At 57.3% G+C, this 12620-nt stretch carries 11 protein-coding genes; 2 read left to right on the top strand and 9 right to left on the bottom strand.

From position 1 onward, the window contains the following. Positions 1 to 16 precede the first annotated feature (16 nt). Together rapZ and npr are read left to right on the top strand one after the other, a co-directional pair. On the top strand, positions 17 to 871 hold the full coding sequence (rapZ, locus tag QLG07_RS21860) for an RNase adapter RapZ (protein ID WP_048914449.1): 855 nt from the start codon (positions 17 to 19) through the stop codon (positions 869 to 871). Next, positions 868 to 1140 carry a PTS phosphocarrier protein NPr gene (gene npr, locus QLG07_RS21855; protein ID WP_048914448.1) on the top strand — a complete coding sequence of 91 codons (273 nt, stop codon included), beginning with the start codon at positions 868 to 870 and terminating at the stop codon, positions 1138 to 1140. Before rapZ ends, npr begins: the two co-directional genes overlap by 4 nt. A 47-nt stretch (positions 1141 to 1187) precedes the next feature. On the opposite strand, the gene QLG07_RS21850 is transcribed toward npr, so the two are convergent. The 9 genes from QLG07_RS21850 to arcB form a co-directional block, all read right to left on the bottom strand. Further along, positions 1188 to 1934, bottom strand: a complete 747-nt coding sequence (locus QLG07_RS21850; RefSeq protein WP_282470159.1) for a KDGP aldolase — start codon at positions 1932 to 1934, stop codon at positions 1188 to 1190. Position 1935: 1 nt separating this feature from the next. Continuing rightward, positions 1936 to 3045, bottom strand: a complete 1110-nt coding sequence (locus QLG07_RS21845; RefSeq protein ID WP_282470158.1) for a DgaE family pyridoxal phosphate-dependent ammonia lyase — start codon at positions 3043 to 3045, stop codon at positions 1936 to 1938. Between the two features lie 10 nt (positions 3046 to 3055). Then, positions 3056 to 3913, bottom strand: a complete 858-nt coding sequence (locus tag QLG07_RS21840; protein ID WP_187496950.1) for a PTS system mannose/fructose/sorbose family transporter subunit IID — start codon at positions 3911 to 3913, stop codon at positions 3056 to 3058. After that, the gene (locus QLG07_RS21835) at positions 3910 to 4662 is read right to left on the bottom strand and encodes a PTS sugar transporter subunit IIC (RefSeq protein ID WP_282470157.1); all 753 of its coding nucleotides are present in this window, start codon (positions 4660 to 4662) and stop codon (positions 3910 to 3912) included. The genes QLG07_RS21840 and QLG07_RS21835 overlap by 4 nt, the downstream gene beginning before the upstream one ends. Before the next feature lie 24 nt (positions 4663 to 4686). Continuing rightward, positions 4687 to 5172 carry a PTS sugar transporter subunit IIB gene (locus QLG07_RS21830; RefSeq protein WP_187496952.1) on the bottom strand — a complete coding sequence of 162 codons (486 nt, stop codon included), beginning with the start codon at positions 5170 to 5172 and terminating at the stop codon, positions 4687 to 4689. Between the two features lie 22 nt (positions 5173 to 5194). Then, positions 5195 to 5617 (bottom strand): PTS fructose transporter subunit IIA, encoded by a 423-nt coding sequence (locus QLG07_RS21825; protein WP_282470156.1) that lies wholly within the window; start codon positions 5615 to 5617, stop codon positions 5195 to 5197. 117 nt (positions 5618 to 5734) lie between these two features. Then, positions 5735 to 8506, bottom strand: coding sequence for a sigma-54-dependent transcriptional regulator (locus tag QLG07_RS21820; protein ID WP_282470155.1), 2772 nt, complete (start codon positions 8504 to 8506; stop codon positions 5735 to 5737). Positions 8507 to 8612: 106 nt separating this feature from the next. After that, positions 8613 to 9338, bottom strand: a complete 726-nt coding sequence (gene mtgA / locus QLG07_RS21815; RefSeq protein WP_099753735.1) for a monofunctional biosynthetic peptidoglycan transglycosylase — start codon at positions 9336 to 9338, stop codon at positions 8613 to 8615. Between the two features lie 793 nt (positions 9339 to 10131). Further along, positions 10132 to 12471, bottom strand: coding sequence for an aerobic respiration two-component sensor histidine kinase ArcB (gene arcB / locus QLG07_RS21810; RefSeq protein WP_187496956.1), 2340 nt, complete (start codon positions 12469 to 12471; stop codon positions 10132 to 10134). Between the last annotated feature and the right edge of the window lie 149 nt (positions 12472 to 12620).

Here is a 12620-nt window from a genome sequence, read left to right as displayed (position 1 = left end):
ACGGGGAGAAGAGTTAATGGTGCTGATGATCGTCAGCGGACGTTCGGGCTCAGGTAAATCAGTCGCCCTGCGGGCACTGGAAGATATGGGCTTTTACTGCGTGGATAACTTACCCGTGGTACTGCTGCCAGACCTGGCTCGCTCACTTTCTGAGCGTAACATGTCCGCCGCGGTGAGCATTGACGTGCGTAACATGCCGGAATCCCCGGAAGTGTTTGAAACTGCACTGAACAGCCTGCCGGACTGTTTTTCGCCGCAGCTGCTGTTCCTGGATGCCGACCGCAACACGCTGATCCGCCGTTACAGCGATACCCGTCGTCTGCATCCGCTCTCCAGCAAGAATCTGTCGCTGGAAAGCGCGATCGATGAAGAGAGCGATCTGCTGGAGCCGCTGCGTTCGCGCGCCGACCTGATTATCGACACCTCGGAAATGTCAGTGCACGAGCTGGCCGAAATGCTGCGTACCCGACTGCTGGGCAAGCGCGAGCGCGAGCTGACGATGGTGTTTGAGTCCTTTGGTTTCAAGCACGGCATCCCGATTGATGCTGATTACGTGTTTGACGTGCGCTTCCTGCCTAATCCGCACTGGGACCCGAAGCTGCGCCCGATGACCGGCCTCGACCGCCCGGTTGCTGCCTTCCTCGACCGCCACACCGAAGTTCACAATTTTATCTACCAGACGCGCAGCTATCTTGAGCTGTGGTTACCGATGCTGGAAACCAATAACCGCAGCTATCTGACCGTGGCGATTGGCTGTACCGGCGGTAAACACCGCTCGGTGTACATAGCCGAACAGCTGGCAGATTATTTCCGCTCGCGCGGGAAAAACGTACAGTCCCGTCATCGCACGCTGGAAAAACGCAAATCATGACCGTGAAGCAAACCGTTGAAATTAAAAACAAGCTGGGCATGCACGCCCGCCCGGCGATGAAGCTGTTTGAGCTGGTACAGAGTTTTGATGCAGAAGTGCTGCTGCGCAATGAAAGCGGCACGGAAGCAGAAGCCAGCAGCGTGATTGCCCTGCTGATGCTCGACTCCGCCAAGGGTGGGCATATTGAAGTGGAGGCCAGCGGCCTGCAGGAAGAGGAAGCGCTGGCGGCGGTGATTGACCTGTTTAACGCCGGGTTCGACGAAGACTAAGCCTCTCAGGCCGGTATTCACCGGCCTTGTTATTTAGCTGGCAGGCATTACGACAGCAGCGCTTTCACCTGCTGCATCAGATTTGCCACATCTTCCGGGCGCGTTCTGCCGCTCTGCTTATCAATAATCGAACTGTAGATGTGCGGCATGACTTTCGGCACGCCTGCGCGCAGGCAGGTTTCCAGTATCACACTGAAGTTTGCCAGATCGATGCCGCCGGTCGGTTCGATCATCGTCATCCCCTGGCGCACCGCGCTTTCCGCCAGTGCTTTTAACTCCGCCAGCGATTTCTCACCGCCCATTGGGAAAAACTTCGCCGCGTGCGCCCCCATATCCAGCATCATGCAGACTGCGCTATCGCAATCCGCCAGTACCGGCTGCTGCTGCCCGCTGCGATCTCCGGTTGATATAATCACCCTGCCCGGCTGCCCGCTCGGGCTGACCAGCGCATTAATGCAGGTATGTGCGTTGCCCGCCAGCGCCAGCGCCCCGGCAGCGAACCCTGCCCCGGTAAACGTCTGGTTGACGTGCGCGCTGCGCGTCGCGGCAGCAATCAGCGCAGCTTTGGCATACTGCGTCGGGTCGCCCGCCCCCAGCCCGACGGAGATCGCCGGAATGAAGCTGGTCCATGGCTCCACTTCCTGCACGCCCTGCCCGACATCCGCAAACTGCGATGACAGCACGCCAATCACCGCATGGCCTTCAGACGCGTCATACACCTCGCGTGCGTTTTCCAGATCGCAGGCCAGAACGTTAATCGCCACGCGTCCGCGATAAAAATTAATATGTTGCATTTCACTCTCCCTGTTGTTTAGCGATCTCTGCCAGCCGATCGACGATAAGACTCAGCTCGCCCTGCGCCAGCGTGCGGGGATCGAGGCTGAAAACGCCCAGATGCAGCGCATAGCAGCGTGGGTAAATCGCGATGTCGCCATGGCGCAGCAGTTCGACCACTTCGCGTGCATTCAGCCCCAGCAGCACGGCATCCACGGTGACACGAATGCGCCAGATAGCACGCCCGGCCTCATCCTGTTCAATATCGGCGGCAAAGCCCGTCAGCGCGTTGATTGCCGCTACTGCCGGCAGCAGCGCATCCGCCGATGCATGATTCTGATCCTGGTGATACAGCTCCAGCGCCTTCACCAGACCGACCATATTTTCCTTACCAATCTTCATCGCCCGCGCAATGCCGTTATGCTGCGCCTTACACCAGCCGATCCCCTGCTTACCCCCGGTAATAAAACCCGAGGTGGGCGCGTTAAACGCCTTCGCCCCGCTGTAGATCACCATATCAGCCCCGGCCGCTACGTAGCGCCGCAGGTCCTCTTCCGCCGCCGCATCGACAATCAGCGGCAGCCGGTGGCTGCGCGCCACCTCAACGAAGGTCTCCAGCGTCAGCATCCCTTTCTGTACCGCATGGTGCGACTTCACATACAGCAGCGCGGCGGTCTGTGGCGTAACGGCTTTTTCCAGCTGCCACAGGTAGGCCAGATTACTGTGCCCCACTTCCACAATGCGCCCGCCCCCCAGGCGGATGGCGCTCATTATCGAGGCGCCATAATCAACGTTATGCCCGCGCAGCATCACAACCTCATTCGCCATGCCGCTGCTGTCCGGCAGCTGCGCCACGCGATCCGGCTCGCCGCGGCTGACCGCCGCCGCGACGGCAATGGCAATGCCCGCCGTGGCGCAGGAGGTCACGTAGCTGTCCTGCCCGCCGGTAAACTCAGACACCCGCTCGCCCACGCGATCCACCAGCGCATCAATTTCAACAAAGCTGCCTGCGGCCTGCGCCACCGCCGCCATTACGCTGGCGGGCACGCTGGAAACGCCGAGGATGGTCATTTTTCCGCAGGCGTTAATCACCCTTTTCAGGCCCAGACTTTGATAGATATTCCCTGTCATGAGGCGCTCCTTATAACAAACCGGTCAGTGAGCCGAGCAGGCTAATCACCACCACCGACAGCAGAATAGTGGTGTAACGCGGCCCTTTTTTCACCAGGTAGAAATAGATGGAAAATACCGCCGCCAGTGGCAGCAGGCCCGGGGCGATCGAATCGAGGATCTGCTGAAATACCACTTCCGATCCTTCAAGAGCGACGATCTTAAACGGCGTGGTGATCTTCACGTAGCTGGCGGACAGCGCCCCCATCATGATCAATCCCAGCACGTTGGCACCGTAGATCAGCTCTTTGATCCTGCCCCCCTGCAACAGCCCGATGATCGACTCGCGCCCCAGCGTATAGCCTTTATGTGCCAGCCCATAGCTCACCGCCAGGGTGATGGCGGTATACAGCATCAGTGGCATAATGCCGCCGAACGCGCTGCCATTGGCGGCAAACGGGATAAAGATCGCGATCAGCAGCGGCATCACTGCGGCCCAGATCACCGAGTCGCCGATCCCCGCTAGCGGCCCCATCAACCCGGTCTTGATCCCGGTGATTGAGGCATCGGAGATCGCTTCGCCTCGGGTTTTCTGCTCTTCCATCGCGATCGCCACGCCCTGGATCACCGCGCCGAAGGTCTGCTCGCTGTTGAAGAAATTCAGATGGCGTTTCAACGCCTCAGCCCGCTCCTCTTTTTCAGGATAGAGTTTCTTGATGATTGGCGTCATGGAGGCGCAAAAAATCAGGCTCTGTAAGCGTTCATAAGAGTTTGAAACCTCCGCACCCAGCCAGTAGATAAACCAGGCTTTGGTGATGTCTCGACGCGTCAGCGTTTTGCTTGCGCGAGCGCGATCCAGCAGCTCTTGTGGAATAGCGGTATTGCTCATGAGGAAGCCCCTTCTGTTTTGCCCAGGCCTTTAATCAGGAACGCGACGCAGGTGCCGAAAATCGCCATCGCCATGATATCGACCTTCAGGTACAGCACCGCGAAGAATCCGCCAATAAACCACGGCAGCAGGCTCTTTTTACCAATCACCATTATGGTGATGGCGAAGCCGAGCGCGGGCAGGATGCCGCCCATAATTTCAAACGAATGCGTCAGCCAGTGCGGCATCAGCGCGAGAAATTTTTCCACCACGTTCTGGCCAAAATAGTTGGCCGCAAACACCACCGGGAAGCGGATAACCAGCCCGAGTAGCGCGGGCCAGAGGAAGGCACAGCGCATAATGCCGCCGATATTTGCCTCCTCTGCGTGGGCGTCCGCCATGTGGACCCAGGCGGCATTCAGCGTGCGGCGCAGCTGGTCGAGGAACACCCCGATCACGCCGAACGGAATCGCCAGCGCGATGGCGAGGTTCGGCTCCATACCGGCCTGTACCGCTATCGGGATCGAGATACAGGCAGCCAGTGCAGGGTCGGACGGCACATTACCGCCGGGCGTCGAAGTGACGCCGAGATACACCAGCTGCATCCCGGCGCCAATAATCATCGCCGTCTGCATATTGCCGAGGATCAGACCAACAAACACCGCAATCACAATCGGCTGCACCAGCATTCCCGAGAAGGAGTAGCCGAGCCGCAGGCGGGCAAACCAGTAGTACAACCCCATACAGGCAGCGATCCATAGCGTATCCATAGCGTGCTCCTTACAGTGAAAGGCTTAGTATTTTTTCAGGATATCGTCCAGCGACTGCGGCTTATCTTCCGGAATGGTCTGGAACAGGACTTTGATCCCTTTTGCCTGCAGATCGCCGAGGATCGCCACGTCAGCATCATCCAGCGTAATGTTCTGGAACACCGCTTTGCGCTTCGGCCCACCGCCGAGACCGCCAACCTGGATGGCCGCGACCGAGAAGCCCTGCTGTACCGCTTCCAGTACCGCTGCCAGCGACGGGAACAGCACCAGCACGTTGCCCTCACCCAGCTGGTTTTCCTGCCAGGCTGCGGCAAAGCTGCTGTTGCTGTAGCAGTCCACTTTGACACTCGGCGGTGCGGCCATCAGATAGATATTTTTCATAAACGGGTCGGCTTCCAGCTCGTCGCTGACCACCGCAATACGGTTGGACTGCGACTGTCCAACCCATTTAGTCACCACCTGTCCGTGGATCAGGCGGCTGTCGATTCGGCATAAAGTAATTGTGGCCATGAGAATGCTCCCTGGGTGATGGTTAAGGTTGTTGTCGTTGAATATGAGCCACCACGTCGCGGCAGCTTTCGCGCCCGGCTTCAACCAGCCCGGCAACCTGCGCGGTGAGGGTGCCCTGCTCGCGCAGGTCCAGCGCCTGCAGCAGCAGCGTGGCGTTCAGCCCGCAGACCACCGCGATAGGATGGTCGAGGCTGACACGGGCGGCGACATTTGAGGTGGTGCCGCCGATAAAATCAGTCAGGATCAGCGAACCGGCCGGCATCTTCGCCACCACCTGCTGCACCGACTGGTAGAAGTCGCTGAAGGTATCCACCGGCATCAGGGCCAGGGTATGCACCCCGGCAATGTCACCGACGACCATGCGCAGGCTGTTACACAGCTCCGCGCCCCAGCCACCGTGGGTCAAAATGAGTATTTCAGGCAAAGCCGTTTTGTTTTCCGTCACGTGATTCATCCGCTCAGTATTGTGGTGAGGTCACTATTGCAACGGCTGTGCCAGAGAATGTGTCACGCGGGCTGGATGAAGGGTCATAGCGGGCGCTGAGGCCCGCCATTGTTGGTCTCAGCTGTACAGCAATTGATAGATATAGTGGTATTCAGCATCGGATAGCTGAATAGAATATGCCGCTTCAATCACGGCAAACTGGCTTTTGATGACATTTATCGCCGCTTTCTCCTGCCCGCTGGCGCTTTCCAGCGTCATCTGTAACGGTTTGCGGCTAATCACGATACGCTCAACCATACAACAGCAGTGGATCAGGAAACGAAGTGTCACCTGACGGCCCGGGCTGATATCCAGCTGCTGGCACAGCTGCTGTAAAATCTGCTCCATCTCCTGCAGGATGCGGCGCGGGTTAAGCAGCGAAATCTGGTTGATAATGCTCTCCAGCGTCAGCGCGCTGACAAAACGCAGCGCGCAGCGCTCCACCTCCTGACGGCGCTCGGCGCGGTGCAAATCCGGGTCAAACAGGCCGAGGATCAGCTCCGGCCCCTGCTCAGAAAACAGCTCCTCCAGCGAGATAAACGGAATATCCGGCAGCCCCGGCTGGAAGGTGCCGACAATGCCCACCAGCCGCTCTCCGGGCTGTAGTGACTGCCGCAGGCGCTCAAGGCTGCGCACTTCGCCATAGTCGAGCATCAGCAGTCGTGAATCCTGCCCCATCAGTTCGCCGAAGCTCTCCTGTAAGACTTTGCGGATCTTCTCCGCCGTGCCCATGCCGGTAATGCAGGAAACCACCAGCACCCGGCCGCCCGCCACCTGCTCCGGGGTACACAGCTGGCAGTCAATACCTTTGTCCTCCATCAGCTGATGCAGCTGCGTGAGCTCACGCGTGTCGTAGGTCAGATCCAACCCCACTTCAAGCAGGCTGCTCAGGCTGATGCACGGCAGCAGCAGCACATCGATATTGAATAGCTGGCTGACGGTGCTGGCAAAATGCACCAGCGATCCCATATCTACCATCAGGATCAGGCGACCATAGCCGCGCTGACGGATACGCTGCGTCAGTTGATCCAACGTGTCGTGCACCGATTGCTCAAACGGCATATCAATGGCGCTAAACAGATCCTGTTCCAGCACCTGGTTGGCATACTGCGCCATGCTGGTCGCCGTCGTTGCACCGTGGGCGATCAGGATCGCGCCGAGATCCGGGCTGGTTGCCAGCTGTTCGCGGTACTGACGGCAGGCTTTGAGGAACAGGCAGAGATAGACGATCTCGGTGGATGGGCACTGGATGGCAAAGGCTTCTTCGATAAAGCGCGCCAGCTGTACCGCGTGCGGGTATTCATCCTGGCAGTGGTCGAGGATCAGGCTGGAGGAGTATAACTGCGGGATCATCCCACGCTGCACGTAGTCCAGCAGCACCAGAATATGCTTACGCAGATGATTAATCATGTTCTCCGGCAGGCTGAAACCGGTGATCCGCTCAATGCGCTGGATGAGAGCCGAAAGCCGCTGCTCCAGCTGAGCGTTAATGCCGATGGTGGCGCTGTCGCGGCTGTAGAGGCCGTACTTAAATATTGAGCACAGCTTGTTTTTCAGAATTGCCAGCGTTTCCAGCGCCGGAACATTACTGTTGCGCAGGCTGACATATTCGCGGGTGAGGAAGTGATAAAAATGATCGCTCTCTTCCTGTTCGAGGGCATCGGGCAGCGCGGCAGATGACGGGAGCCTGGTCCGGGCACCAATCTCCAGCCATGGGCGGTCGGCAAACAGCGCATCAATGCGCTGACGCAGCGCTGCAGAAGGTACCACGGCCGGTAGGGCAAAGCGTTTATCCAGCGTCAGTGCCCCTTGCGGCTGTGCGATATCCGCCGCCCAGGCCTGGGCGCAGATAAACTGAATATCACTTTTCAGTTGGCCGACATTTCCGGCAAGCGGCTTCGCCAGCAGCCACTGCATCAGCGTCTTATCCACCCGCAGCGTACGTGCCGTTTTGGCACTTTCACGCTGGAGAAAAAAGCTGCTCAGTTCTATCTGCTCTTCCAGTGACCGTTCACGCAGGGCGGGGAGCGTAATGCTGACCTGAATACGGCGCATAAAGGTGCGTAAAAGTGCCGAATCCACCGCTTCAGTGGTGGTGCAGATCAGGCGAATGTTGACTCGCTGCGCCTCCCCACTCGAACCCAATGCCCGATATTCGTTGCGGTCCAGCAGGGAGAACAGCTTTTCCTGCCCCTCATATGGCAGGCGATGGATCTCGTCCAGCAGCAGATAGCCGCCGTCAGCCTGCGCCACCAGCCCGACCTTATCTTTGCCCGCACCGGTGAAGGCTCCCTGGCGATGGCCAAACAGGTGGGATGAAAGCAGCTCCGGGTTATGCGCATACTCCGCACAGTTGAAGTAGATGAACGGCAGAGCAATGCCCGGCTGATGATGGCTGGCGAACTGGTGCATCAGCTCGGCAAACCAGGTTTTCCCCACGCCTGAAGGCCCGGTCAGCAGCACATGCAGCCCGGCAGGATAGAGCACGGCGGCTTTGGCTTTTTCAATGGCGCTGCGCAGGCTGCGCTGATGGCCAATCATGGCCTGAAAAGGATCGCTGACGACAACGGTATGCGGGTTTAAGCGCTGATTCAGAGCATCGAGATCGCTGAATTCCGCGGGGAGTGGCTGCCCGGCCTGGGCCTCCAGTGACGCACGATGCAGAAAATAGACCGGGCGGGATTTAATCTTGATTGCCCGGCCTTCACCCCACAGCTGGTTAAGCTCTTTGCTAACGGAGTTACGCGCCAGGCCCAGGTTGAGGCCGATTTTTTGTGCGGTTGCCTGTGGATTTCCCGCTTGCAGCGTCAGACGCTCCAACTCCTTGCAGACCACATCAATGCGTTTCATTATAATTTATCCCTGTTTAACAATATGTTACAACAGGGTCACGCTAGCACAAAAATTCCGCTAAAAATGTGGTCTCTCTCCGCTGCCCATAAAAACAGGGATGTTCCTAATCCAGTTTATGCTGGCGCAGGAAACCTTCACCGCCCAATTGACGCATCTGGCGCAGGATCCACTGCTGGCGCTGGCGCACATAGCCGGATGGCGCATCGGCGCGGAAGCGAATCGGATTAGGCAGTACCGCGGCCAGCAGCGCGGCTTCAGACATGCTTAAGCGGCTGGCTGGCTTATGGAAATAGCGTTGTGAAGCCTCCTCCACGCCAAATACCCCTTTGCCCATTTCCGCCACGTTAAGGTAAACGGTGAGAATGCGGCGTTTGGTCCACACGGTTTCGATCCCCACCGTTAACCCGGCCTCCAGCCCTTTACGTATCCAGCTGCGGCCGTCCCACAGGAACACATTTTTTGCCGTCTGCTGGGACAGGGTCGATGCCCCACGCATTCCGGCCTTCTCGCCTTCGCTGTCCAGCACCGACTGGATCGCCGCAACATCAAAGCCCCAGTGGGTCGGGAATTTCTGGTCTTCGGAAGCGATCACCGCCAGTGCCATCCACGGTGAGATTTCATCCATCCCTACCCAGTCCGAGTGAGCAACATAGCTCCAGTTGCCGCTAAACCAGGCACCCAGCTGCCGCTCAACCATCACGGCAGAAAATGGCACCGGAAGAAAGGCAAAGGCAATAATGCCGGTAAGCCATAAACCCAGTACGCCGAGAACGAGGCGAAGCAAACCCGATTTGATGCGTGCGGTGACGCTATTATTACGACGACTCATGCCAGAACCTGTTTTAAAAAATGATTAGTACGGAAATACACCCGAAATATCCGAATGCCTTTAGTTAAGCGATATAACTGGAATCGGTTCCATCACGCCAGCTGATTTCGCTCTGTTATGCGCTGGACCTGGCACAGGATGAAAGCGTTACCACCTGATTGGTTCGCAGCGCTTATAAATTTCGCCCTGTCGTATTCGAAAACCGATCTGCTACAAAAGAAAATCACTCGCAAATGATGCCGGTTTGACCGTTTTTTCGCCCGCGGAGTGAGGCCATCGCCATCGGATACCCTGCTGAACGGAGTCAGCTTTTGACTTATGCAGAAAGGCCCACTCAGGATTTGTGCTAGCAGAAACCTAAACGTTTCGGAAAGGCTGTTTAAAAACACCTAAAAACAACCATAAAACATTGAGTTAGTAACACGTATTTGGCCAAAATCCATTACCGCATAAGCTTATGTGAAAATGGCCCTGCGGTAAAAAGTTTGCGTCAATCTGACTGGCGAAAAAAAAAGCACATATGGTCAAAAATAAGACAAATCCGCAATCAATTGCATTCGTTACTTGACTGAGAAGTAAAATTAAGGTCTTCTATTTACCAAGGCTGCTCCACATCACACATTTTAATGAATCTGGTAACATGTGATGTGAGATTTGCTAAAGTAGTTCCTGAGCTTATTAATGGTTCACCCAATACCAAATCTGCGCTCCCGACGATTCCTATCAAAATAGCGCAGGTTTCCAGTTTCCCTGGTGTTGGCGCAGTATTCGCGCACCCCGGCCTCGGTCGGGGTCATTTTTTTTCAGCATCCCTAACCCATTGACGCAGTACTTCAACGTCATTGCGCCACTCCTGTTTCAGCTCATCAATCCACTCCTGCACGTTATCCCACCATGCTGGCAGTTCCGGGCTTTGAATCTGTTTGGCAACCTGTTGTAAGTGGGTCAGACCGACCGATCCTGCAGCCCCTTTGATCTTGTGGCCCTCTTCGGCAATCCCTTTCTGATCGCGCGCCATCATGTTGGAATCCAGCACCTCCAGATAACCCGGCATCATCTGCTCAAACATCTCCAGACTCTGATGGATCAACTTCGGCCCGACCAGTTCGATATATTGCTCAAGCATTGGCACATCCAGCAGCGCCAGCTGTTTCTCATCCATGTTGCTCTCCGTTAGGGTTGGCAGCTCGACTTCCTGATAATCCCAGTATTTTTTGATCATCGCCGTCAGCGCAGGCACCGCCAGCGGTTTGCTCAGCACATCGTCCATGCCGGCATCCAGGTATTCACGCTTGTCCTTGAGCACGTTAGCGGTCAGCGCCACCAGCGGCGGCAGCTGCTCACCCGCGTGGCGCCGATGAATAGCACGCGCCACGTCCAGCCCGGTCATGTCCGGCAGCTGGATATCCAGCAGCACCAGGTCAAATTCATCCGGGTTGAACATATCCAGCGCCGCCTGGCCGGTCATCGCCACTTCCACGCTGTTGCCGAGCTTCTCCAGCACCGAGCGCGCGACGACAACGTTCAGCTCAATATCTTCTACCAGCAGCACATGCAGCGCAGGCAGCGGCAGGTCGTCTTCCGGCTGCTCATCCTCCACCTCTTCCGCGATACGCGGGGCGTTCAGCGTCAGGGTAAAGCAGGAGCCCTGGCCCGGGGCGCTGCGCACGCTGATGTCTCCGCCCATGCTCTGCGCCAGGCGGCGGGATACGGCCAGCCCGATGCCGGTTCCGGTCGCCGGTTTGCCGCCGCGCTGATCCTTCACCTGGTAGTACATGGCGAAGATCTTATCCTGCTCGTCCTGCGGAATGCCCATGCCGGAGTCTTCAACCTCAAAGCGCAGGCAGTCATCCTCCAGGTAGCCAACGCGCACCACAATTTCGCCCTGCTGGGTAAACTTTACCGCGTTGCCGATCAGGTTCCACAGGATCTGACGCAGGCGCGTGCCGTCGGCGATAATTTTGTGCGGCAGCGGCAGATCGGGCGCCAGTACAAACTTCAGCCCTTTCGGCTCCGCCAGCAGGCCGGAGAGGTTTTCCAGATCGGCGAGGAAGCCGGTGAAGTCGATCGGCTGGTTATCCAGCTGCACTTTGCGCCGCTCGATTTTATCCATCTCAATCACGTCGTTGAAAATATTGCCAAGAGTGATCGCCGAAACGTGGATGGTTTTGAGGTATTTCAGCTGTTCCTGATTGAGATCGGTATCCAGCAGGATGCGGCTCAGACCGACAATGCCGTTAAGCGGCGTACGCAGCTCGTGGCTAATCGTAGAGATAAAGGTGGTCTTTTCCCTACTGGCGTTCTCTAACGCGTCCTGATAGCGCTTACGCTCGGTTATATCGCGCCCGAAGCCCATCAGCCCACTGCGTTTGCCCACGCGGTCGTAATAAGGCACTTTACGGATCTCAAAACAGGCCTTGCGCCCGTCGGGATACTGTAACCACTGCTCGTAGGTCAGTGAGACGTTGTGGCGGAACACTTTTTCGTCCGTTTCCAGCACTTTGGTGGCGGCATCGTCGTCGTACACCTCTTTGGGTGTCAGGCCGATTAACTGCTTCTCACTTTTGCCGGTCAGCAGCTCCATCGCCCGGTTACAGCCGGAAAACTGCTGGTCGCTGTTACGGTAGAAAACCAGGTCGGGGGAAGCATCAAGGAACGAGCGCAGGAAGGAGGATTGCTGTTCCAGCTCGATCTGCGCCTCTTCACGCCGCGCCATCTCCTCTTTCAGCCGGGTCATCACCTGCAGGCGCGCCTCTTCGGCTTTGATACGGTCGGCAATCTCCTGATTTAGCTGGGTGATATTGCCCTGCATCTGCTGGTTCAGCTCAAGGTCGCGATTACGCATCTCCTCCAGCTTATCCACCAGCCGTGACAGGCGCTGGCGCGACTCCTCCAGCTGCTCCACCACCACCGAGAGGAAATAGACCGCCCACGGGGTGATCAGCAGGCCGAAAAACACCGATCGCACCATATCAATGCTTTCGACGTGGCCGCGCAGCACCATGGTGACGGCCATCTGCACAATCATCGCCAGCACCACCAGCGCAGAGGCCAGCAGCAACGAGAAGCGCACCAGCCCCAGCTTCACCATCAAATCAACGTAGTACTGCGCTAATAAACGAATTTGTTTCATAAAGGATCCCTTCCGCCTGATAGCCGCAATCATACCGGAATTGGACAAAAGACCAACGCACGATTGACCGCAGGACACTGCCAGCAGCTGCACGGTAATAGTGCAGCACCACCCACAGGCGGCGGCCGCTTATGGCGGGATTATCGTCG

The organism is Erwinia sp. V90_4 (assembly GCF_029967685.1).
GTDB classification, from domain to species: domain Bacteria; phylum Pseudomonadota; class Gammaproteobacteria; order Enterobacterales; family Enterobacteriaceae; genus Erwinia; species Erwinia aphidicola.
Note: the sequence above shows the minus strand (reverse complement) of the source record. Positions and strands in the feature narration are given on the sequence as shown.